At 72.0% G+C, this 21,285-nt stretch carries 19 protein-coding genes, 1 tRNA gene and 1 pseudogene; 10 read left to right on the top strand and 11 right to left on the bottom strand.

Going from position 1 to position 21,285, the window contains the following annotated elements; translation table 11 throughout:
• Positions 1 to 2,223 (bottom strand): aminotransferase class III-fold pyridoxal phosphate-dependent enzyme, encoded by a 2,223-nt coding sequence (locus BM290_RS36465; protein ID WP_093620512.1) that lies wholly within the window; start codon positions 2,221 to 2,223, stop codon positions 1 to 3.
• A 92-nt stretch (positions 2,224 to 2,315) separates the two neighbouring features.
• Here BM290_RS36465 and BM290_RS36460 point away from each other — a divergent pair, with 92 nt between their 5' ends.
• Positions 2,316 to 3,467 (top strand): PucR family transcriptional regulator, encoded by a 1,152-nt coding sequence (locus BM290_RS36460; RefSeq protein ID WP_239143997.1) that lies wholly within the window; start codon positions 2,316 to 2,318, stop codon positions 3,465 to 3,467.
• 231 nt (positions 3,468 to 3,698) lie between these two features.
• Here BM290_RS36460 and BM290_RS36455 read toward each other — a convergent pair whose 3' ends face one another.
• Entirely contained in the window at positions 3,699 to 4,046 is a 348-nt protein-coding gene (locus tag BM290_RS36455) for a hypothetical protein (protein ID WP_143134048.1), read from the bottom strand.
• A 207-nt stretch (positions 4,047 to 4,253) separates the two neighbouring features.
• Here BM290_RS36455 and BM290_RS36450 point away from each other — a divergent pair, with 207 nt between their 5' ends.
• Positions 4,254 to 5,786 carry an ROK family protein gene (locus BM290_RS36450; RefSeq protein ID WP_093620510.1) on the top strand — a complete coding sequence of 511 codons (1,533 nt, stop codon included), beginning with the start codon at positions 4,254 to 4,256 and terminating at the stop codon, positions 5,784 to 5,786.
• Between the two features lie 42 nt (positions 5,787 to 5,828).
• Here BM290_RS36450 and BM290_RS36445 read toward each other — a convergent pair whose 3' ends face one another.
• The gene (locus tag BM290_RS36445) at positions 5,829 to 6,308 is read right to left on the bottom strand and encodes a hypothetical protein (protein WP_093620509.1); all 480 of its coding nucleotides are present in this window, start codon (positions 6,306 to 6,308) and stop codon (positions 5,829 to 5,831) included.
• Positions 6,309 to 6,364: 56 nt separating this feature from the next.
• On the opposite strand from BM290_RS36445, the gene BM290_RS51145 reads away from it, so the two are divergent.
• Positions 6,365 to 7,093 (top strand): tRNA nucleotidyltransferase/poly(A) polymerase family protein, encoded by a 729-nt coding sequence (locus BM290_RS51145; protein ID WP_203779687.1) that lies wholly within the window; start codon positions 6,365 to 6,367, stop codon positions 7,091 to 7,093.
• Between the two features lie 12 nt (positions 7,094 to 7,105).
• Here BM290_RS51145 and BM290_RS36435 read toward each other — a convergent pair whose 3' ends face one another.
• The 4 genes from BM290_RS36435 to BM290_RS36420 form a co-directional block, all read right to left on the bottom strand.
• Complete coding sequence (locus tag BM290_RS36435; protein ID WP_093620508.1) at positions 7,106 to 7,699, bottom strand: NIPSNAP family protein; 594 nt, start codon at positions 7,697 to 7,699, stop codon at positions 7,106 to 7,108.
• Complete coding sequence (locus BM290_RS36430) at positions 7,696 to 8,124, bottom strand: Rrf2 family transcriptional regulator (RefSeq protein ID WP_093620507.1); 429 nt, start codon at positions 8,122 to 8,124, stop codon at positions 7,696 to 7,698. The genes BM290_RS36435 and BM290_RS36430 overlap by 4 nt, the downstream gene beginning before the upstream one ends.
• A 188-nt stretch (positions 8,125 to 8,312) precedes the next feature.
• Complete coding sequence (locus BM290_RS36425; RefSeq protein WP_093620506.1) at positions 8,313 to 9,737, bottom strand: GGDEF domain-containing protein; 1,425 nt, start codon at positions 9,735 to 9,737, stop codon at positions 8,313 to 8,315.
• 52 nt (positions 9,738 to 9,789) lie between these two features.
• On the bottom strand, positions 9,790 to 10,101 hold the full coding sequence (locus tag BM290_RS36420) for a hypothetical protein (protein WP_093620505.1): 312 nt from the start codon (positions 10,099 to 10,101) through the stop codon (positions 9,790 to 9,792).
• 222 nt (positions 10,102 to 10,323) lie between these two features.
• Here BM290_RS36420 and BM290_RS36415 point away from each other — a divergent pair, with 222 nt between their 5' ends.
• The 3 genes from BM290_RS36415 (at position 10,324) to BM290_RS36405 (ending at position 14,033) form a co-directional block, all read left to right on the top strand.
• The gene (locus BM290_RS36415) at positions 10,324 to 10,959 is read left to right on the top strand and encodes a TetR/AcrR family transcriptional regulator (protein WP_093620504.1); all 636 of its coding nucleotides are present in this window, start codon (positions 10,324 to 10,326) and stop codon (positions 10,957 to 10,959) included.
• Positions 10,960 to 11,028: 69 nt separating this feature from the next.
• Positions 11,029 to 12,417, top strand: a complete 1,389-nt coding sequence (locus BM290_RS36410) for a patatin-like phospholipase family protein (protein ID WP_093620503.1) — start codon at positions 11,029 to 11,031, stop codon at positions 12,415 to 12,417.
• Positions 12,414 to 14,033, top strand: a complete 1,620-nt coding sequence (locus BM290_RS36405) for an acyl-CoA dehydrogenase family protein (RefSeq protein ID WP_093620502.1) — start codon at positions 12,414 to 12,416, stop codon at positions 14,031 to 14,033. The genes BM290_RS36410 and BM290_RS36405 overlap by 4 nt, the downstream gene beginning before the upstream one ends.
• Positions 14,034 to 14,465: 432 nt before the next feature.
• On the opposite strand, the pseudogene BM290_RS50285 reads toward BM290_RS36405, so the two are convergent.
• The 3 genes and pseudogenes from BM290_RS50285 to BM290_RS36390 form a co-directional block, all read right to left on the bottom strand.
• Positions 14,466 to 15,140 (bottom strand): annotated as a pseudogene (locus BM290_RS50285) (pyridoxal-dependent decarboxylase); the annotation flags it as partial.
• Positions 15,140 to 15,985 (bottom strand): hypothetical protein, encoded by an 846-nt coding sequence (locus BM290_RS36395; RefSeq protein ID WP_093620500.1) that lies wholly within the window; start codon positions 15,983 to 15,985, stop codon positions 15,140 to 15,142. The pseudogene BM290_RS50285 and the gene BM290_RS36395, both read right to left, overlap by 1 nt.
• Positions 15,982 to 17,448, bottom strand: coding sequence for an APC family permease (locus BM290_RS36390; RefSeq protein ID WP_143134047.1), 1,467 nt, complete (start codon positions 17,446 to 17,448; stop codon positions 15,982 to 15,984). The genes BM290_RS36395 and BM290_RS36390 overlap by 4 nt, the downstream gene beginning before the upstream one ends.
• Before the next feature lie 326 nt (positions 17,449 to 17,774).
• On the opposite strand from BM290_RS36390, the gene BM290_RS36385 reads away from it, so the two are divergent.
• Both BM290_RS36385 and BM290_RS36380 read left to right on the top strand, forming a co-directional pair.
• On the top strand, positions 17,775 to 19,280 hold the full coding sequence (locus BM290_RS36385; protein ID WP_093620498.1) for a glycoside hydrolase family 5 protein: 1,506 nt from the start codon (positions 17,775 to 17,777) through the stop codon (positions 19,278 to 19,280).
• 220 nt (positions 19,281 to 19,500) lie between these two features.
• On the top strand, positions 19,501 to 19,830 hold the full coding sequence (locus tag BM290_RS36380) for a hydrogenase maturation nickel metallochaperone HypA (RefSeq protein ID WP_093620637.1): 330 nt from the start codon (positions 19,501 to 19,503) through the stop codon (positions 19,828 to 19,830).
• On the opposite strand, the gene BM290_RS36375 is transcribed toward BM290_RS36380, so the two are convergent.
• Positions 19,735 to 20,478 carry a DUF4386 domain-containing protein gene (locus BM290_RS36375; protein WP_093620497.1) on the bottom strand — a complete coding sequence of 248 codons (744 nt, stop codon included), beginning with the start codon at positions 20,476 to 20,478 and terminating at the stop codon, positions 19,735 to 19,737. The genes BM290_RS36380 and BM290_RS36375 overlap by 96 nt on opposite strands.
• A gap of 43 nt (positions 20,479 to 20,521) precedes the next feature.
• On the opposite strand from BM290_RS36375, the gene BM290_RS36370 reads away from it, so the two are divergent.
• Both BM290_RS36370 and BM290_RS36365 read left to right on the top strand, forming a co-directional pair.
• A complete protein-coding gene (locus BM290_RS36370; protein ID WP_307837975.1) occupies positions 20,522 to 21,175 on the top strand; it encodes a TetR/AcrR family transcriptional regulator in 654 nt (217 codons plus the stop codon).
• Positions 21,176 to 21,212: 37 nt separating this feature from the next.
• A tRNA-OTHER gene (locus BM290_RS36365) sits at positions 21,213 to 21,285 on the top strand.

Here is a 21,285-nt window from a genome sequence, read left to right as displayed (position 1 = left end):
TCAGACCCCTTCGACCAGCGCGAAGACCTGGTCGAACCGGGACAGCGCGTCGTCGATGACCTCGTCGGTGTCGGCCATCGACGTGTACATCCGCGACCCGGCCAGCGTGATGATGCCGTGCGCGGCGTAGGCGGCGCCCATCTGCTCCATCAGCGTCTTGCGGCCCTTGTTCTCCTTGAACAGCTTGACCGGGTTGCGCATGTCGAGCATCAGCACGCCGCTGGACTCCAGGTGCACGATCGAGCCCTGGTTGTACGCGACGTACGGCAGCCCGTACTTGTCGATCAGCCTCTGCAGGCCGCGGGTGAGCCGGTCGCCCGCCTTCCCGGCGATCACCGGGGCGTTGGTGCGGGCCATCTCCTTGATCGCGAAGTAGCCGGCCGCGCAGGACAGCGGGTTCGCCGACAGGGTGCCGCCGACCTGGATGTGCGCGCCGTGCTTGCCGTCGAGCCCGGAGCCGAACACCGCCATGATGTCGGCCCGGCCGCCCACCCCACCGGCCATCGGGTAGCCGCCGGAGACCGCCTTGCCGAAGACGGTCAGGTCGGGCGTGACCCCGAAGTAGCCGGCCGCGCCGCCCATCCCGGTCCGGAACCCGGTCACCACCTCGTCGAAGATCAGCAGCGCGCCGAACTCGTCGCACAGCTTGCGGACCTTCTCGTTGTAGTCCTTCGGGACCGGGCGGGTGCCGGACTCCGGCCCGAGCGGCTCCACGATGACGGCGGCGGTGCCACCACGCAGCCGGTTCTCGACCAGCTTGCGCTTGAGCGTGCCGAGGTCGTGCGGGAATGCCTCCCGGGTCCGGCCGGTGGCGCCGAACGGGATGCCCTTGGCGTTCATCCGGAACGAGCCGGGCACCCGCAGGCCGTACACCACGGTGTCGGACCAGCCGTGATAGGCCCCGCCGACCTTGATCACCATCTTCTTCTTGGTGTACGCCCGGGCGGCGCGCACCGCGGCCATGACGGCCTCGGTGCCGGAACCCAGCGACCGGTACATCTCGATGTGCGGCATGTACTGGTGGATGATCTCGGCGAGCTTCAGCTCGTACTCGTGGAACAGGCCGGTGACCGGCCCGGACTGCTTGATCACCTCGGCCACGGCGTCGTTGACCGGCGCGTAGTTGCTGCCCAGGATCGTCGGGCCGCCGGCCTGCAGGAAGTCGATGTAGACGTTGCCGTCCCGGTCGGTCAGGTACGCGCCCTCGGCCTTCTCGATGGCCAGCGGGAACGGATAGTTGAACGCCAGGTTGTGCTGCACCCCGCCGGGAATGCGCTTCTTGGCCCGCTCGGTGATCTCCTTGGAGGCCGTGCACTTGGTGTCGAAGTAGTTCAGCGTGTCCAGCAGCGCGTCGTGACGCAGCCCGCGCAGCGGCTGGGCGACCAGGGCCTTGAGCCGGCGCATCGTGTCGTCCACGTCGAGATACTCGCTGATCGAGTAGCCCAGATCGGCCGATTCCGCCGATTCCGCCGGGGTCTCGACGGCCGCGCTGGTCGGCAGCTCCTCGTCCTCGGGCACCCGGACCGGCTCGACGGCCTCGGTGATCTGCGCGGCGATCCGCTTCTCGTCCTTGCGGAGCTTGCTGAACGCGATCTCCCGGATCGTGTCCGGAATCGTGTAGACCTTGCCGGCCTCCGAGGTGAGCGCCATCAGGTAGGCGATCGACACCTTCTCCAGCAGCGCCATGTTGAACACCGCCCGGTCCGGGTCGGTGCCCAGCGCCACCACGCCGTGGTTGGCGATGATGAACGCGTTGTCGCCGCTCGCCACCTTCTTCTGCACGTTCTTGGCCAGGAAGCCGGTGCCGGACGGCGCGTAGTCGATGATCGCCACCTCCTTGCCGAGGAAGCGGACCTGCTCGTCGGTGAGCGCCGGGATCGGCTTGCGCAGGAAGGCGAGCGCGGAGGCGTACGGCTGATGGGTGTGCACGATCGCGTTGACGTCGGGGCGCTCACGGTAGATGTTGGCGTGCATGCCGCACTCGATCGACGGGACCAGGCCGCCGGCGCCGCCCGGGTCGGGCACGTGCTTGCCGTTGAAGTCGACGATGCAGATGTCCTCCACCCGCATCCTGTCGTAGTCGTAGTTGCTCGGCGTCACCGCGTACAGCTCATGACCGGGGATGCGGACCGAGACGTTGCCCTCGGTCGCCTTAAGGTAACCGCGGTCGAGCATCGTCCGGCACATGTCGACGACGTGCTGACGGGAAAGGCGATGTTTCACGGCGGATCCTCAGGTCGCGGGGGACTTACCCGAACCATCGTCGTCCGGCTTCCCGATCGAAGCATCGTCGGCGAACCAGTAAGAATGAGCGGGTGACTTATCACGACGTGACAAATTCGCCCTGGCTCCACCTGCCGGCGGATCTGGCCGTCGCCATGCGGCCCCGCCTGCCCGCTGCCGTCGCCGCGATCGTCACCGCGGTCGGCGAGAGCAGCGAGGCGGCCGGCGAGAAATTCGAGCGCGACGTGCGTACCGCCGTGCAGGTCGCTCTTGATCGTTTCCTCGATCTCGCCGGGACCGACGAACCCGCGCTGCCGCCCCGCACCCGGGAGGTGTTCGTGGCGCTCGGCGCCGCCGAGGCGCGGGAGAACCGCGGCCCCGAGGCCCTGCTCGCCTCGTTGCGCGTCGCGTCGCGCCTGCTGCTGCGCACCGCCACCCAGGCGCTCGCCGAACAACGGCCGGTCAGCGTCGCCGAGGTCATCGACCTGTCCGACGCCACCAACGCGTTCATCGACGAACTCGCCAACGCCTGCACCGACGGCCTGGCCCGCCAGCTGCGCGAACAGGCCGGCGAAGGCGACCGGCGGCGGCGCCAGCTCGCCGACCTGCTGCTCGCCGGCGGCAGCCCGCCCGACCTGGTGCGACAGGCCGCCGCCGGCATCGGCTGGCCCGCCGTCGACGTGGTCGTGCCGGTGCTGCTGCCACCCGACCAGGCCCGCGACGCCCGGTTCCGCTTCGGCGCCGACGGTGTGGTCGCCGAACGCGGCCGCGACGCCGTGCTGCTGTTGCGCGCCGGCCCGCGCACCGACCGGGCGGCGCTCACCGAAGCCCTCGACGGCAGGGACGCGGTCGTCGGCCCGGCACTGCCGTGGACCGAGGTGCCACAGGCCGTCCGGCTCGCCGAACGCACCGCCGAACTGGCCGCCCGCGGCCGCGAGCCGGTCTTCGTCGACGACCACTTCGCGGCGCTCGCGTTACGCGGCGAGCCCGGAGCCCTCGCCGTCCTCACCGCCCACCGGCTCGCCCCCCTGGCGGGGCTGCGATCGACCCAGCGCGAGGCCTTCCTGCTCACCCTGTCCAGCTGGTTACGGCACTGGGGTTCGCGTACGGCCGTGGCCGCCGAGCTGTTCGTGCATCCCCAGACGGTCAGTTACCGCCTGAACCGCTTACGCGAACTGCTCGGCGACGACCTCGACGACCCCCGCATCCGTTTCGAGCTCCAGCTGGTCCTCACCCACCGCTGACGCTCTGCCCGGACCGGTTGCCGAACGACACCGGTCCACGCGCCGCCCGTGAGGTGCGTCGCGGACGTTCGGCGCTGCATGGATTCGTCTGCGCCATGATCGCGGTCGGATAGGCCGGAGAAAAGATCGCAGTACGTCGGAAAAGTGCGGCGTGGGCCGACGGCAGCGATGAGCCGGCCGCACGCCGAAATGAATTCCGGAATCGTTCGGAGAGATCCGATCGAAGGATCATCAGACGTACGGGGAACGGCTCTCCATGTATTCGATGAGGGCGCTGCCGGAGGCTGCCGTCATCGCCGTCGCCGCGGCACTCTTGATCGCCCAGCCGGGGCCGGGGATCAGGGTGAGCAACTCGTAGGCGAACTTCTTGCCGATGAATCCCTTGCCCGCGGAGCCCACGGCCTGCTCGAGCCAGTAATCCTGAACGCCGAAAGCGTCGGCGACCAGCTTGACCGTCACGAGATCGGCGCCGGTCAACAGTACCGAACTGCCCGGCAGCCAGCCCATCGCTCCGGCCGCCGCCGTGGCGCTGCCAACGATCCTCCATGCTTCCTTACGTGCTTCGTCCAGTGTCGGCATGGCTAATCTCAACCCCGTCTCGGTAGATGGATGGGTTGGTACGCAGCGAATCGTGCACCCGTCGTCGGACATTGATCCGCTTGCGTTCTCTGGTATTGCCTCGGGTGCCCGATGGACTCGATAATAATCACCTCGAATATGATTTCGGAAGGGATGATTGCAAGATCTCTCAGTACATGAGGAATATTTCTTGCAATTCTCGACGAGGTGGACAAAGTGGTGCACGAGTATTTTGATGATCTGGCCGACATGATGATCGATTCGCATGTCCAGGGTGGCCGGGTCAGCCGGCAATTGATCGGTGAGGTGCTTTCCCGGGTCGCCGTCAATACGCCACCCGAGGCGACGCGGGACGAGATCGCGGCCGGCGACATGCTGCGGATCCCGCTGCCGCTCTCCGAGGGCAGTGTCAGCAAGGCCACGGCTGCCCTCCGGGATCAGGGCTTCCTCGAGGACGGGCCGGTCATCCGGGGCGCCGGCCGGCCGTTGACCTCGGTCCGGTTGAGCAAGGAGCACTGGTTCTGCATCGGTGTGCACTTGCGGCAGCGGGCCGGTGTGCCGGTCGACGGGTGGGTCGTCGCCGCGAGGCTCGATGACAGCGAGACCCTGGCGGATGTCCGTCTTGAGATCCCGCAGCCGGCGACGGCGTCGGCCGAGACGCTGACGACCGTCATCGCGGCGGCGATCCGCCGGGCCGTAGCCGCTCCGGCGGTGCGGAGCCGGGCGAGGGGTGGCCGTCTGCCCCTGCTCGGCATAGGCATCGCGGTCAACTGCCCGGTTCGCGGCGGCACGTTGATCGATCGACGCGACGCGACAGGGCTCGGCCATGACCTCGGCGCGGATTTGGCCGAGGCTCTGGGTGCCCCCGTCATCGTGGAGAACGACGCGAACGCACTGGCGATCCGGCAGACATACGGATCGGACATCGAGCATCAGGATTTCGCTCTGGTGCTCGTCGAGGAGGAGGGCATCGGCGCTGCCGTCTCCGTCGGTGGCCGCGTCTATCGGGGCAGTGAGGGTTTCGCGGGCGAACTCGGCCATGTCCGGGTCGACCGCGCCGCGCTGCCGCTGGGCCGGTTCGGCGGGCAGTGCTCGTGCGGCGGTGAGGGCCACGTCGACGCGTACGCGACGCCCCGTTGGATTCGTCAACAGCCGGCGGTCCACGAGTCCGCGGCGTATCTGACGGCCGGCCGGGCGCTCGGCCATGGGCTGACGGCTCTCGTCGGTCTGGTCAACCCGGCCCAGATCATGCTCGTGCTGACGGAACGGCTCGGCAGCCCCGCGCTTCGTGACGTCTACCTGGAGGCGGCGAGGGCCGAGGTCGTCTCGGCATCGGCTTCTTCGCCGGGCGCCGGCGTCCTGCTGACACCCGTCGTCCTCGAGGGACAGATGCTGGCCCGGCGCATCGCCCGGGCGGCCGCCACCCGCGTGCTCATCGAATTCATCGACCACCTGTCCGGTATCGACGGCTGCCTGCCCAAGGACAGGGGCGCCGCGACGCTGACCTCGACTCGCGCCGCCGCAGCGCTGATCACACCGTTCGGTGCGGCTGTCGGCGCCGTGGTGGGCGGGGCGATCGGCTACGCGGCCCACGGTGCGGCCATCGGCCGCGTCGTGGGCCGCGTTCTCGGCGAAGGACGGCGAGCCGCTCCGATACGTGAGACGGAGCCGGCCCGAGTCCAGCCGGGCGACTCCGCCCGGGCCGGCCGCCGTGGCTGGCAACCGCCCTGGCCCGGCTAGGCGATCGAGCCCGGGATAGCGGTGTCCGGAGGGCCGAGCGGATCATCGCGGGGACAGCAGATCGGCTGCCTGCTCGAGGACGCCGGCGTAGTCGTCCGGTGGGATCCTGACGACGAAGACCCTGCCGAGATCCTCCGGAGACGGGTGATCGGCGCGCCAGAACGCGAAGGTGAGCACCAGGCCGTCGTCGTCCCGATAGGCGCGCGCCGACACGTTGTCGACGGTCGGGCCCCAGTCCAGGCAGCGGAAATCGTCTGCCAGGCCCGTCTCGTCGGCGTCGAGGAGCCGGAAGGTCTCCTCGGGTGAGCGGTCCGGGAACGGGTGGGAGCGCACGTCGCCTCGCCGGACCCGGACGGCCTCCGACCTGACGGCGTGACCGAACGCCGGGACGTAGGCCGTGTTGTCGTCGGTGGTCACCCACGTGCCGGCCGCCCACACGTCGACGGTGCGCAGCCAGGGTGGGTCGACGAAGTCGCCGACCTCGATCGCGAAGGTGGCCCGGTCGCCGCATCGTCGCATCATCGAACGGTTAGAGTAACGGCCGTCTTCTCCGGATCACCGACGACACTGGGATCTGCATGTACCGGCTGGCAGCTGTCATCGCCGAGGCCGGGATGCTCCGGGAGCGGGTGGCCCGTTCGGAGCACGGCGTGGTGGCGGAGCTTCGCTGTGGGCTGGCGTTGACGCCGGTCGATGAGGCGCTGTTCGAGGAGCTGGCCGGGTCCGCACGCGGCGGGCCGTTCGCCGAGCCGATGGTCCCGGAGTTCGGCCGGGCGCTGGCCGGGTGGTCCGTGCCGGGACCGCTCGCCTTCGTGCAGGCCGACTTCTTCGGCGGTGACGGGCACCAGGCCGCCGAGGTGTGGCGCGGCGGGGTACGCGAGTGGGGGCCCGCATTCGACGACACGTTCGACGGGCCGCGCGACGGGTGGCCGATCAACGCCGCGCTGGGCCGGCTCGGGGTGCGGCCGAGCGGGCGCACGTACTCATGGGACCCGGGCCGCACGATGGACCTGTTCGACGAGGTCGGGCTCGGTCTCGAACGGGATGTCGACGACTGGCTGGCCTACGGCCGGGCGGGCCGGACACCGGCCGGCCTCGAACGGGCGGCGCACGAGCGGCAGCTGGCGCAGATCCGGCCGGAGCTGGACGGCCGGGCGATCATGGCACTGCTGGGGATCCCGCCGGGCCCGTCGGTCGGCGCGGCGATGCGGCGGCTGCGGCAGCTGAGCCTCGACCGTGGCCCGGTGTCCCGCGCGCAGGCCGAGGCCGACCTGCGCGCGTGGGCCCGGGAGCAGGGCATCGGGTGACCGATCGCCGGCTCAGCGCAGTGCGGAGCGTGCGGTCGGCGACAGGTGGAGACGGTCGGTGGCGGTCACCGCGAAGCGGCTCGGGGGCTCGATCGTGTCGTCGTGGCGGGCGAGCCAGACGAAGGCGTGCTCGCCCTCGCGGACCGGCAGGGCCGGGAAGTCGTTCGCCGCATACTCCGTGGACAGGACCGCCACGGCGCCGGTGGCACGGGCGGCGAACCAGTCGGTGAAGCCGGCGTCGAACGGGTGGTCGCGGAACCAGATCGTCGCGGTGAGGGGCGAGCCGTCGCCGGCTGTCCTGGGGACCGGGACGATCTCCCGGAGCAGGAGAACGTCGTCGGAGTCGAGCATGGTGGCGTTGGCGGCCGGGCCGTGCTCCTTCCACACCGGGCCACTGTAGAACTCCTGCAGGCCGCGACGGCGGACCGCCATGTCGGCGAACCCGCGCAGCCAGACGAAACGGTCGGGACGGTCCAGGTCGCGGAACTGACCGAGCACCGCCATGCCCAGCCGCTCCTGGGACTCGATGAACTCGGCGTCGAACAGGTCGATCAGGTCGTCCCGGCGGCCGGGACGCAACGTGTACTGCCGCAGCTCGACGATCATGAGTTGAGGATCTTCTCCAGGATGCCGGCGATCGTCCGGCGGGCCAGCGCCGCCCGGAACGCCTCGGTGGCCTCGTCGTAGGTGTCGGTCAGGGCCGGCTTGATGCCCGCGCCGACCGGGCACTCCTGATTGGGCTCGGTGCGGTGCAGGGCCAGCAGCGGCTCGGGGGACACCGCGTTCCACACGTCGAGCATGGTGATCTCCTCGGCCGGGCGGGCCAGCGAGAAACCCGCGCCCGCGCCGCGCCGGGACCGGACCAGACCGGCCTTGTGCAGGTCGCCGAGGCTGCGCCGGAGGATCACCGGATTGGTCTTGACGCTCGCCGCGACCTCGTCGGAGGTCAGCCACGGCCGCCCGCGCTGTCGTGCCAGCTCCAGCCACGCCAACGCGTGTGCCGCTATCGTCACCCTGCTGTTCGCCGCCATCGTAACCAACCCTATTACAACAACATCCCGCCCTCAAACGACGCCCTGCGCCACTGCGAACGGAACTCGGATGCCGGCCGGGAACGACTCCGCGGGCCGGAGGGACCAGGACTGCGCGCCCACGATGGGCAGGACGGCCGGGTCCCGACCCCGGCGTGGCGCCGGAGAGCCGGGTGGGGTGGACGCCGTCACGCCGCGGCGGGCTCCCCGGCGACGCGCATGCTGAGCCCGCCGATGTGCTTGGAGCGTTTGGCGTCGTACATCGCGAGGTCGGCCCGGCCGATCAACTCGTCGGTGGTGTCACCCGGGACGGCGTGGGCCACCCCGGCGCTGACGCCGATGGACACCGGTTCGCCGTCGATCATGATCGGCTGCGCCGCCAGGGCCCGCATTCGTGCGCCGACCGCGTCGACGGTGTCCGACGGGCAGACGATGACGAACTCGTCACCGCCGAGCCGATAGACCGGGTCCGCGCCGCGCAGACGCGCGGCGACGGCGATCAGCAGGGAGTCGCCGGCGGCATGGCCGAGCCGGTCGTTGACGGCCTTGAATCCGTCCAGGTCGCAGAAGATCACCGCGATGCCGGCCGGACGGCCGGCGAGCATGCCGGCCAGATCGGTCAGGCAGGCGACCCGGTTCGGCAGTCCGGTGAGCCCGTCGGTGGTGGCGAGCCTCCGCAGACGCTCCTCGGCGCTGCGCCGCTGTGCCGCCAGCCGGGCGATCCGCAACATCACCAGCGGTACGATCCCGGCGGAACCGAGCGCCACCAGGATCCCGGCGCTGGGCTGACCGCTCATCATGCGGACACCGCCGACGACCGGGATCAGGGCGGTCATCGCGCCGAGGAAGGTGAGCCGCGGCGCCGTCAGGTCGTCGGCCCGCGCGTGCCCCGGCTGCGTGACCGTGGTCGCGGAGGGGTGCAGGGCGGCGCAGGCGGTGCAGGCGTAACCGATCAGGAACAGCGCGTTGGTCCAGTCCGGGCGTACCCCGGTGGCCGGGTCGGTGAAGAAGACCGACGCCAGGTTGCCGCCCAGCGCCCCGGCCATGGCCAGAGCAAGGAGCCACACCGCGGGCAGGCGGCTGCCGGACGCCATCGACAGCCGGGCCAGCGCCCCGATGGTCCCGCACATCACGAACAGGCTGACGAACAGGGCGATCTGCCGTTCCAGCGGGGTTCCGGTCGCGGTCAGGTGCGGCAGCACGGCGGCGTCCCACAGCAGGCCACCGAAGGCCAGCGCGGCGACCGCGGAGTCGATCACCCCACCGACGTCGCGGCGGCCCCGGCGTACGACCACGACGAGGGCGCCGGCCAGCGAGCACACGTTCGCCACGGTGAAGAACAGGTCGGCGAGGCCGCCGTCGCCGGTGGCCTGACCGCGGACCTCCACGTCCCAGAGCCACACCGCGTTGCCGACGTTGAAGAAACCGAGCATGGAGAGCAGCAGCCACCACGGTGACCGGGTTCCCGCCGGACTGCGCCGGGCACCGGACCACACCGCCGGGATCGCGGAGAGGGTGAGCAGCAGGAACGGCAGGCCTCGCCACTCGGTGGGGCTCGCCAGGAAGATCAGGACGAGGCCTGCCGACCAGAGGGCGAACCAACGCAACAGCACGTCGTCACCATCGGCGTGACACCCGGTGAGTTGAGAGGCGGTGATCGGCGGGTCAGGCGGACCAGGACTGGGCGTCCATGCTCAGCGGGAACGCCGGGCCGGGGGAGTCCGGCCGCCAGCCCTGCTCGTGGGCCTCGCGGATCATCGCGGCGATGATCGACGGCACGGCCGGTGGGGTGGCGGTGCCGACCCAGTCGGTGGGCCGGGTGTCCGGGGTGGTGGCGATCAGGACCGTGCCGCGGCGGTCGGCCCGCTCGATCGCGAACGAGAGCGGGCCCTGGTGGGCGGGGTGCCGGCGGACCCGCCAGCGGTAGACGACGCCGTCGACGGTGATCAGCCGGGAGCGCTTCTTCACCACAGTCATGCCTGATCCATGCCCGGTTCGCCGGTGGGTCAATCGGATCACCTCGCCCCGGCGGCCGCGTGGCGGCCGGGACGGGCCGCCTCGCTCGCGGGGTAGGTTCGCCGGCGGGGTGGCTGCGGTCGGCGCGTGGTGGCCGTACCCCCTGGTTGCGGTATTGATTTGAATCGTGGTTCACTCCTTGCCTTCGGAATGAATCCGGATTCAGAGTTTGGGGGTCTCCGGATGCCTTATCGCCCGACCGCGTTGACCAGGAAGAACGCGGAGGACAAACGGGACGGCTTTCTGCGCGCCGCGCGGGGGCTGGTGGCCGCCGACGGCTTCAAAGCCGCCACCGTAGCCGCTATCGCCGCCCGCTGCCAGGCCAGTGTCGGCTCGGTCTACTCCTATTTCGACAGCCGTGACCGCCTGCTCGCCGAGGTGTTCCGCAGCGCCGCCAGCCACGAGATCGATCTGATCCGCGCGGCCGTGTCCGATGCCGGACAGCAGGCGTCGGAGCGGATCGGCGAGCTGATCCGGATCTTCAGCGGGCGCGCGCTGCACGGCCGGCGGATGGCGTGGGCGCTGCTGTTCGAGCCGGTCAGCCCGGTCGTCGAGGCGGAGCGGCTGGTCTATCGCAGCTCCTACACCGACATCGGCGAGCAGATCATCCGGGACGGGCTGGCCAGCGGGACGTTCGTGCCGCAGGACCCGCGGCTGGCGTCGTCGGCGGTGATGGGCGCGGTGTCCGAGGCGCTGGTCGGGTGGATCCGGCCGGACAGCCCGGAGCCGTCCGAGGGCGAGCTGGAGAACGTGATCGAGGGCATCCGGGACTTCTGCTTCCGGGCGCTCGGCGTGGCCTACGCGGGGGGATGGCGATGACGGCGACGACGGTGCTCGGCGTGACGTGCGCGGGGGGACGGCGATGACGGCGACGACGGTGCTCGGCGTATGGCACGCGGGGTGGCGGCGATGACGGCGCCCGGCGTGCCGGCCGCCCTGGCCACCGCGCAGCAGGCGCTGGCCGACCAGTCGCTGAGCCGGATGCTCGGGACGCGGCTGGTCGCGTTCGGCCGCGGCGGCGCCGTCGTCGAGCTCGACATCCGGCCCGACATCAGCGACCACCGCGGCGCCGTCCACGACGGCATCGTCGCCTACGCCGCGGACACCGCGATCACGTTCGCCGGCGCGGCCGCCCTCGGCCCGGACGTCGTCACCTCCGGGCTCACCGTCGACTACCTGGCCCCGGCGCTCGGGCGCACGCTGCGCGCCACCGGCACCGTGCTGCGCGCCGAGGGCCGCCGGGCCGCCTGCCGGTGCGAGCTGCACGCGGTCGCCGAGGACGGCAACGCGATCCTGGTGGCGGTGGCACAGGGCACGATCATGGCGCAGGCCGCCAAACCCGTGCCACAGCCGCGCACCGGCCGTCGCGGGCCCACCGTGCGGGAGGTGCTCACCGAGCGCCGCCGCACCGGCGGCAACGACGACGGCAACACCGTCGCGCTGGTCATCGAGGGCGGCGGCATGCGCGGCATCGTGTCCGCCGCGATGGCCGCGGCGATCGAGGAGGAAGGCTACCTCGACGCGGTGGACCTGATCGTCGGCACGTCGGCGGGCGCGGTCAACGCCACCGCGGTCGCGGTCGGCGCGGCCGGGCCGATGGCCGACTCGTACGCCGAGATCTTCTCCTCGCCCGAGTTCATCGACGTGCGCCGGTTCGTCCGAGGCCGGCCGGTGATCGACGGGCCGCTGCTGGTACGGCGGGTCGACGAGCTGTTCGGGTTCGGGGCGCTGGCCGGCACCGCGCAGGCCGAGAAACTGGTGATGGTGGCGACCGACGTGGCGACCGGGCGGGCCGAGGCGCTCACCGGCTTCACCGACCGCGACGACCTGGTCGGCTGCCTGCACGCCTCCGGCCTGCTGCCGCTGCTCGCCGGCGACCCGGTCGAGCTGCGCGGCCGCCGCTGGCTGGACGGCGGCATCGTCGAGGCGGTGCCGGTGCTGACCGCGGCCGCGCGGGGCGCCACCCACGCGATCGTGCTGGCCACCCGGCCGCCGGGCACACAGCCCGCCTACGGCGCCGCGGACGTGGTGGTCGAACGCTATCTGCGCCGGCTCAACCCGGAGCTGGCCGCCGCGTACCGGGGCCGGCCGCACCGCTACCGGGAGACGTTGCAGCAGGTCCGGGACGGCTGGTCGCACGGGCTGAGCACGCTGTGCCTGGCGCCCCGGATCGGCGACCCGCTGCCCGGCCGGCTGGAACGTGACCAGACCGCGCTGCGGGCCGCCCGCGACGCCGCGTCCGCCGTCGCCCGGACCGTGCTCCAGGAGCTGCGATGACCCACGACGTCGTCAACCAGGCCCCGCCGCGGACCGGCCTCAACGAGTACCTGACCAACCCCGCGCTCGTCGAGGCGGTTGCCCGTTACGGCGCGCAGTGGGCGGCGCCGGAGCTGACCACCGTCGGTGAGCTGGTCGGCCGGGCGGATTTTCAGCGTGACGCCGAGCTGGCCGAGAAGCACGCCCCGGTCTTCTCCTCGCACGACCGCTGGGGCCGCCGGACCGACGCGATCGACTTCCACCCCGGCTACCACCGGGTGATCGGCGCGGCGATCGAGCACGGCGCGCACACCAGCTGCTGGTCGGAGCCACGGCCGGGCGCGCATGTCGCCCGGGCCGCGACCTTCATGCTGTTCGCTCAGGTCGAGCCCGGCCACGCCTGCCCGGTGAGCATGACCCACGCGGTGGTGCCGTCGTTGCGGCTCACCCCGGAGCTGGCCGCCGAGTGGCTGCCCAAGGTCTACTCACGGGTCTACGACCCGGCGTTGACAGACCCGGCGGTGAAGACGTCGGCGATCTTCGGCATGGCCATGACGGAGAAGCAGGGCGGATCGGATGTACGCGCGAACGCGACCCGCGCGGTCCCGGCCGGTGACGGAACGTGGCGCCTGACCGGTCACAAGTGGTTCTGCTCGGCCCCCCAGTCGGACGCGTTCCTCGTCCTCGCCCAGGCCCCCGGCGGACTGTCCTGCTTCCTGGTGCCCCGGGTGCTGCCCGGCGGCGACCGCAACGTGTTCCACATCCAGCGGCTCAAGGACAAGCTCGGCAACCGGTCGAACGCGTCCAGCGAGATCGAGCTGGACGGCACCGTCGGCCGGCTGCTCGGCGAGGAGGGCCGCGGCGTCCGCACGATCATCGAGATGGTCGCGCAGACCCGGCTCGACTGTGTGCTCGGCAGCGCCGCCGGGATGCGCCAGTCCGTCGCCGAGGCGGCCTGGCACGTGCGGCACCGCAGCGCGTTCGGGGCGGTGCTGATCGACCAGCCGGCCATGACGTCGGTCATCGCCGACCTCCAGCTGGAGGCCGAGGCCGCCACCTGGACCGGGCTCCGGCTCGCCGCCGCCCACGACAGCGACGACGACGAGTCGGTGGCCTTCCGGCGGCTGGCCACGGCGGTCGGCAAGTACTGGGTCTGCAAACGAGGGCCGAACCACGCGTACGAGGCGCTCGAATGTCTCGGCGGCAACGGGTACACCGAGAGCTTCCCGCTGGCCCGCCGCTACCGCGAGCAGCCGGTGATGGCCGTGTGGGAGGGCTCCGGCAACGTCATCGCCCTCGACGTGCTGCGGGCCATGGCCCGGGAGCCCGCGTCGGTGGAGGCGGTCGACCGGGAACTGTCGTCTGCGCTGGGGGTGCATGCGGCGTACGACGCGCACGTGACCGCCACCCGCAGGCTCGTCGCCGCCGCTGCCGCGGACCCGTCATCGGCGGCCGCCTCGGCCCGCCGCGTGGTCGAAGCCCTCGCTCTGGGCCTGCAGGGCGCCGTGCTGATCCGCCAGGCGCCGGCCGCCGTCGCGGACGCCTTCGTGGCGGCCCGCCTCGGCCCGGACCGCGGCCTGGAGTACGGCGCCCTCGACCCGCGCCTCGCCACGGCCACGATCGCGGCCCGCGCCTGACGTGCGGGACGTGAGGCGCGGCGCCGGGACGCGGATCCGCCCGCGCAGCTGATCGTCCAGGTCGGCGACGAGCTCGGCGATCCACGCCTGCTCGACGCCGGGCATGCAGATGATCCGGCCGGTACGCTCGTCGCCGCCCAGCACCCACGGCCGCGGCAGGGGGCGCGGCTGGGCGAGGGTGACCGTGAACGCGTCCGGCAGCCGCCGGGCCGGCCAGCCGATCCGGCGCAACGAGTCGTACGTGTACGCCGCCAGCTCCCGGGACCGTTGCGCCCGCCGCCGGTGCGCGGCCCGGCCCTGCCCGAGCAGCGACGCGGCCAGCAGCAGCGGTGCGTGCCCCGACCGGGACCCGCTGATCGTCGTGTCGGCGGACCCGATGTAGGAGATCCGCTGCTGATCCGGCCCGCACGGGCGGCGCGGGTAGAGCACCACCGCGCAGGGCGTCAGCGTCGACGGGAACTTGTGCCCGCTGATCACCAGGCTGGTCGCCCCCGAGCCGAAGCCGAACCCCGGCCGGCCGCCGTCGGGCAGCAGCGCCCGGGGGATGCCGGCCAGCGCCGCGTCCACGTGCAGGCGGCGCCGCTCGATCCGCAGCTCGTCGCAGAGCCCGGCGATGCCGGCGACGTCGTCGACCGCCTCGCGCTCGGTGGTGCCGACCGTGGCGACGATCATCGCGGCCCGGCCGGGGTGGGCCAGCAGCCGGTCCCGCAGATGGCCGAGGCGCATCCGGTCGTGCTCGTCGGTCTCCACCCGGACCAGTGGCGCCCGCACGAGACGGGCCGCCTTGGCGACCGAGTAGTGGGCGGCCGCCGAGGCGTAGACCACCACGTCGGGGTGGGCGGTGGCGGCCTCGTCGACGGCGTGCAGGGTGCCCTCGCTCGCGCCGCCGGCCACGTAGCCCCACACGTCGGCGCCGGCCTCGAACAGCTCGCCGAGCCACCGCACCACCCGTACCTCGACGTCCTTGGTGTGGTTGCGGCCGTGCCCGTGCTCGAAGGGGTCGCCGACGTTGTTGAGCAGCCGCCCGGTGACGACTCCGGCCAGGTGCCGGTACGTGATGTCGGTGGCGCCCGGAAACGCCAGCTCGTAGCACCGGTCCCCGGCCATCAGCGGCCCCTCCGCCAGGACGGGACGCCGCGCCGCTGCTCGTCCGCTGCCTGGATCTCACCGTCCAGCTCGGTCATCTGCCGCAGCACCGGGCCGTATCCGGAACGCTCATAGAGCAACGGCAGAGCGACCCGGGTGTACGGCCACCGGGACAGGATGACCGGGGTGCTCAGCGCCTCGTGGCTGGAGATGGTGAGCGCGTTGTGGCCGTCCGCGCCACGCCGGTCCGCGACCAGCGCCCGCTGCCCGCCCTGCACCGCCGGATCACCCGCCAGGTAGAGGATCGTCCCCGGGATGTGCAGCTCCGACCGGGCCGCCGCGCACGCCTCGGCGAAGGTGCCGGTGCGGGTGTCCAGACTGGACAACGCCAGGCCGGTGTAGACGGCGTCGTCCGGCACGTCGTGCCGGTTGGCGAGAGCCGTCCGGACGTCCCACGGCTGCCGCGGGTCACGCCCGCGGGCCAGCGCGACGAGCGCCGACAGCAGGTCGACCGGGTCGGACGGCTCGGGCCCGGCCAGCCACAGCCGGGTCGCCGCGGTGACCACCATGCCGTCGGCGGTGCGCTGCCGGAACAGGGCCGCCAGGGCGTAGGGCACGAGCGGGCGGCGGAACCTGCGCTCCCACGCGGCCGACGCGTGCCGCACGCTCAGCGCGTGGGCCCGCTCGAACAGCGACCACTCCAGGTTCTGCCGGGCCAGGGTCTCGGCGTCGGCCGCCTCCCGCTCCCGGTCCCGGTCGACCGGCGTCCGCCAGCCGGTGGTGTCCGCCGGAGCGGGGTACGCGACCCGGGTCACGGGCAGGGGCGGCAGGTGCGCGCCCGACTGGGGTTCGGCGAGCGCGGTCACACCTCCACGTCCTCGAGAGCCGGGTCCAGGACCGTACGCCCGTCCGGAACACCACGGCCGATGCCCCGGTAGACGTCCGGCCGGGCCCGCCGCAGCCGCAGCCCGACGATCCACGCGGTCAGCACGCCGCCCCCGATCACCGCGGCCACCAGCCACGGACGCGGCGACCCCGGCTCGGTGCCCAGCAGCGTGCCGATGCTGCCGGCCATGAAGAACAGGGCCAGCACCCCGAAGGTGCCACCGGCGACCGGGCACACCCGGCGCACGAACACGCTCTCGTTGCCGCCGAGACCCTTGTCGAAGAAGGTGTACGCCGACCACGACGTCGCCGTGAGCAGCGCCAGCACGCACACCGCGCCGATCGTCGACAGCCACGGGAAGATCGTGGCCATCGGGTCGGCGCCGGCCACGGCCATCGTGGTCAGCACCGCCGCCGAGGTGACGGCCTGGACCGCGGTCCCGCCCAGCGGGGCGCCGCCCTTGGCGCCCGGGCTGACCTTCTGCCACGCGACCGGCAGCACACCCTCCCGGGCCAGCGCGAACACGTTACGGGCGATGGCGGCGCCGAACGACGCCTGCGCGGCCAGGATGCTGGTGACCAGGAGCAACGTGGACAGTTCGGCGATGCCGGAGCCGTACACCTCGCCGAGCAGCGTCAGCGGCTGGCGGGCGGCGCCGTCCAGATCGGCGAAGCCGACCCAGGCCCCGTAGGCCCAGGACGCGAGGCAGTACAGCAGCCCGCCGCCGCCGATCGCCGCGGCCGATCCGACCGCCATGGCACGGTACGAGGTGGCCTCCTCGGCGTACGCCAGGGCCGTCTCGGTGCCGGCGAACGCGGCCGCCGCGTACACCAGCAGGGTCGAGGTGGCGCCCGCGACGACCAGGCTCGACGGGGCGAACGCCAGGCCCGCGCCGGCCGCCGTGCCCGCGCCCGGTGACGGGTGGGTGAGCCCGGCGAGGATGAACAGCAGCACCACCGCGATCTCCAGGGCGAGCAGCACCCCGAGCACGCGGGCGCCGACGGCGCCCGGGTACTGGCCGAGCAGCAGCACGATCAGCCAGGCGATGATCGCCCACATCCACCACGATCCACTGCCGACCAGCGCGGCCACCGTGCTGCCCAGCAGCGGGTACAGGCTGGCCTGCAACGCGCTGTAACCGATGAACGTCACCGCCGCGCCGGCCAGCCCCCAGGACGGGTTGCCGCCGCGGGCGAGCTGGGCATAGAAGGGCGCGCCGTGCGGCACGTGCCGGCCGACGGCCACGTAGGGGACGGCCAGGAACGCCATCACCGTCATGATTACGAGGAAGGACAGCGGCACGCCGGCGGCGCCGGTCGCGGCGTACGTGGCCGGGATGCCACCGTTGAGCACCGTCTGCGGTGACGACGCCACGATGGCCGCTCCGGCCAGCGCCGCGGGGCCCATCGAGTAGCGGGCCAGCACCGTCATCCCGGGCCTCACCGGATCACCGCCGTGCATTCGGCGTCCGTCAGGGCACCGAGCTCGCGCTCGACACCGGTCAATCCGCGCATTGCGGAGCCTCCCGAGAGGTTGGGTACAGGAAATGGAGCCGGGAAGGGCGAGCCGCACTTCCCTCATGACTAGACCGCACGCAACATTTGCACACGGGTATCAGGTATGTACGCAATGTTCACGACATCGAGCGACGACGTATCGGGCAAAAGCCTTCTTCAGCCGGCCGGCGGCGCTTTCGTGGCCGCACGTTGATCCGAACTGGGAGCGCTCCCGTATTGACTGCCGTAGCGCAGGCTCAGTGGAGGCTCCCAATGTACAGATCGCGTTTCGACACGTCCCGTCTCCGGTCCCGCCGGTGGCAGATCGGCGCGGTAGCCGGCGTCACCGTCATCGCGCTCGGCGTCGGGCTGGGGGTCGCCTCCGCCGGCGAGGCCACACCCACCGTCGACTGCCCGGCCGTCACGATCGGCGTCGCCGTCCCCGCCCAGCAGCGCGCCGACGTGCAGCGCAACCTGGAACTGCTGAACACCCAGATCGACGAGGCCAACAAGCGGATCGTCAGCACCAAGGGGCAGGGCGGCCCGAACTTCATCCAGAACGCGATCCTCGGCCCGCTCAAGGACAAGCGCTTCGCCACCATCGAACGGATCGAGACGGCGATCGCCCGCAACGCGGCCCGTCCCGATCTGAAGTCCGAGGCCCTCGCGCCCTGCAAGCTCAACACCCAGGGCGGCACGCCGGTCAAGCAGCCGACCGCGGTCCCGTCCACCGCCGCCCCGGCCGCGACCACGAAACCGCCGGCCAAGCCGACCACGCCGCCCACCAAGGCGCCCGCCACCACCGCCCCCACCGCCGCGCCGACCACCGCCGCCCCGGCCGCTGGGACACCGGTCGCCGTCAACGGCCGCCTGAAGGTGTGCGGGGTGAACCTCTGCAACCAGGCCGGGCAGCCGATCCAGCTACGCGGCATGAGCAGCCACGGCCTGCAGTTCTTCCCCAACTGTGTGAACGCCGGCTCGCTGAACGCGCTGCGCAACGACTGGAAGGCCGACTTCATACGGCTCAGCATGTACGTCCAGGAGGGCGGCCTGGAGACCGACCCGGCCGGGTTCACCGCCAAGGTCAACGGGCTGGTCGACGAGGCGACCAGGCAGGGCCTGTACGTGATCGTCGACTTCCACATCCTCACGCCCGGCGACCCGAACGCGAACACGGCACTGGCCAAGAAGTTCTTCGCCGACGTGACCGCCGCGCACCGGGCCAAGAACAACGTCATCTACGAGATCGCCAACGAGCCCAACGGCGTCAGCTGGGACGGCATCCTGAACTACGCCAACCAGGTCATCCCGGTGATCCGGCAGAACGCGCCGGACAGTGTGGTGCTCGTCGGCACCCGTGGCTTCTCCTCGCTCGGCCTCACCGACGGCAGCGACGAGACCGAGATCGTCAACGACCCGGTCAGGTTCGCGAACATCATGTACACGTTCCACTTCTACGCGGCGTCGCACGGCGCCGACCGGCGGGCCGTGGTGGCCCGGGCCGCGAAGAAGCTGCCCCTGTTCGTCAGCGAGTTCGGCACCCAGACCTTCACCGGCGACGGCGGCAACGACTTCGCCAGCACCGACGCGTGGCTGGACCTGCTGAAGGCGAACAAGATCGGCTACGGCATGTGGAGCCTCTCCGACGGCCGGGAGACCAACTCGGCGTTCAAGCAGGGCACCTGCGCGGGCTCGACGTTCGCCGGCACCGGCGTCCTGACCGAGTCGGGCCGCTACATCCGCAGCCGCATCCTCACCGGGGTCGGCAGCCCCCGCTAGGCGGCCGGCCGGGCGAAGAACCGCCGGGATGCTCCGGAGAGCAGCATCCCGGCGGTCACCGCTGGCCCGGTAGGCGACGCGGCGGCCCGCCCGCAGGCCGAAGCGCCGTTCGGCCGCGTCCCCCTCTCCCTTTGGTGTGACGCCGGGATCGGGGGCCCTCCGGACGTGGGAGACTGTCGATCTGCGCCACCTGACCGGGTCCACCGCCGGGGAGGGTTTCATGCACGAGCTGGCGATCGCTGAGAACATCGTGGACACCGTCTGCACCCGGGCCGCGGGCCGGCCGGTGCGGCGGGTCATCCTGCGGATCGGAGCGCTGACCGCGGTGCTGCCCGACACCATGCGGTTCTGTTTCGAGCTGGCCGCCACCGGGACGGCCGCGCACGGCGCCGCGCTCGATCTGGACCTGCGCCCGGCCGTGGTGTTCTGCCGGGTCTGCCGCAGCGAGCGCCGGCTACCCGATCTCATCCCGCTGTGCCCGTGCGGCAGCGCCGACGTCACCGTCACCACCGGCCGTGAGCTGGACATCGTCGCGATGGAGGTCGCCTGACCCGGCCGTCCGGCGGACACCGCGGAACAGCAGGTAGCCGATCATCCAGAACTCGCCGATCGACGCGGGAACGGTCAGCGGCTCGAACCCGGCGAACGCGTGCAGCACGTAACCGGCGCCGCCGATGATCAGGACCCAGCCGAGGGGGCGGGGCATCCAGCCGGTGCGCAGCACGGCCGTACCCATCGGGATCAGCCACAAGCCGAAGAAGATCGCCCCGGCCGCCCACAGCTCGCCGCTGGTCAGGAAGAGCAGCTGGACGGTGTCGGCCGCCGCGCCGAACGGGTCCGCGGCGATGTTGTCCGCGGCCGACAGCAGCGCCGCGCTGATCAGGATGACCACAGCGTTGACCAGGCCGAACGCGCCGATGCCGAGCGCCGACACCGGGTCGCCGGGCCGGAACAGGCGGTAGAACCAGGCCGCGGCCAGTGCCTGGGTGAGGACGATCATCAGCTCGAAGACGACGAGCGCGGCGGCCAGGCCGGGCTGGTCGGTGAGGTGGGTGAGGGTCGCGCCGGGGTCGCCGGCGTCGAACAGGCGGGGCCGGGTGATCAGGAACCCGAGCAGGCCGCTGACGGCCAGGCCCAGGTAGAGGACTCCGGTGATGCGGGCGGTCCGGACGAGGTGTGCTCGGTCGATCTGCGGCATGTCTGCTCCTGAGAGGGCTACCTTACGTTGTAAGGTAGCTCCCGTGCGCAAGGCGTTGACGAGAGACCGGGTGCTGCTGGCGGCCGTCGGCATCGCCGACCGTGACGGGCTGCCCGCGGTCACCATGCGACGCCTCGGCGCCGAGCTGGGCGTCGAGGCGATGTCGCTCTACCACCACCTGCGCGGCAAGGACGCGCTCCTCGACGGGGTCGCCGAGACGCTGATCGGCGAGGTGCTCACCGCGGTCGCCGCGGCCGACGGGCCGGGTGGCTGGCGCGTGCGGCTGCGGGCCTGGTTCCTGGCGGCGCGCGAGGTGATGCTGCGGCACCGATGGGGGCCAGGCCTGCTCAACTCGCGGGCCACGGTGCCGTTCGGGGTGCTGCGGCACTACGACGCGATCATCGGCGTGATGGTGGGCGACGGATTGTCGTACCGGATCGCCCACCGTGCCCTGCACGCCTTCGGCAGCATGCCGCTCGGGTTCGTCCAGGAGGCGTTCAGCCCGTCCGGCGACGGCGGCGACGGCGGGATGAGCGCCGTCGCCGACCGGCTGCCGCACCTGGCGGCCATGGTCGCGAGCGAGGCACACGAGGCCGAGCTCGGCTGGTGCGACAGTCAGGTCGAGTTCGAGTTCACACTGGACCTGCTGCTCGACGGGCTCGACCGGGCACGCCGCTCGGAGGATCCGCTGGTCTGAGGAAATGTCGGTGGGCTCGCGTATGCTCCGGCGCGGCGAGGTCGTAGCGCAGAGGTCGTCGCGCCTTGGCGTCAAGCAGGAGGACGCCGGTTCGAATCCGGCCGGTCTCG

Origin of the sequence: Actinoplanes philippinensis (genome assembly GCF_900113015.1) — a bacterium.
GTDB lineage: Bacteria > Actinomycetota > Actinomycetes > Mycobacteriales > Micromonosporaceae > Actinoplanes > Actinoplanes philippinensis.
This window is presented reverse-complemented; position numbering and strand designations above follow the sequence as displayed.

Bases quoted from the DNA above. Each gene is read 5' to 3' on its own strand.
- BM290_RS36455 (WP_143134048.1), bottom strand. From the start codon at position 4,046: ATGCCGACACTGGACGAAGCACGTAAGGAAGCATGGAGGATCGTTGGC.
- BM290_RS36445 (WP_093620509.1), bottom strand. From the start codon at position 6,308: ATGATGCGACGATGCGGCGACCGGGCCACCTTCGCGATCGAGGTCGGC.
- BM290_RS51145 (WP_203779687.1), top strand. From the start codon at position 6,365: ATGTACCGGCTGGCAGCTGTCATCGCCGAGGCCGGGATGCTCCGGGAG.
- BM290_RS36435 (WP_093620508.1), bottom strand. From the start codon at position 7,699: ATGATCGTCGAGCTGCGGCAGTACACGTTGCGTCCCGGCCGCCGGGAC.
- BM290_RS36430 (WP_093620507.1), bottom strand. From the start codon at position 8,124: ATGGCGGCGAACAGCAGGGTGACGATAGCGGCACACGCGTTGGCGTGG.
- BM290_RS36420 (WP_093620505.1), bottom strand. From the start codon at position 10,101: ATGACTGTGGTGAAGAAGCGCTCCCGGCTGATCACCGTCGACGGCGTC.
- BM290_RS36415 (WP_093620504.1), top strand. From the start codon at position 10,324: ATGCCTTATCGCCCGACCGCGTTGACCAGGAAGAACGCGGAGGACAAA.
- BM290_RS36410 (WP_093620503.1), top strand. From the start codon at position 11,029: ATGGCACGCGGGGTGGCGGCGATGACGGCGCCCGGCGTGCCGGCCGCC.
- BM290_RS36405 (WP_093620502.1), top strand. From the start codon at position 12,414: ATGACCCACGACGTCGTCAACCAGGCCCCGCCGCGGACCGGCCTCAAC.
- BM290_RS36385 (WP_093620498.1), top strand. From the start codon at position 17,775: ATGTACAGATCGCGTTTCGACACGTCCCGTCTCCGGTCCCGCCGGTGG.
- BM290_RS36380 (WP_093620637.1), top strand. From the start codon at position 19,501: ATGCACGAGCTGGCGATCGCTGAGAACATCGTGGACACCGTCTGCACC.
- BM290_RS36375 (WP_093620497.1), bottom strand. From the start codon at position 20,478: ATGCCGCAGATCGACCGAGCACACCTCGTCCGGACCGCCCGCATCACC.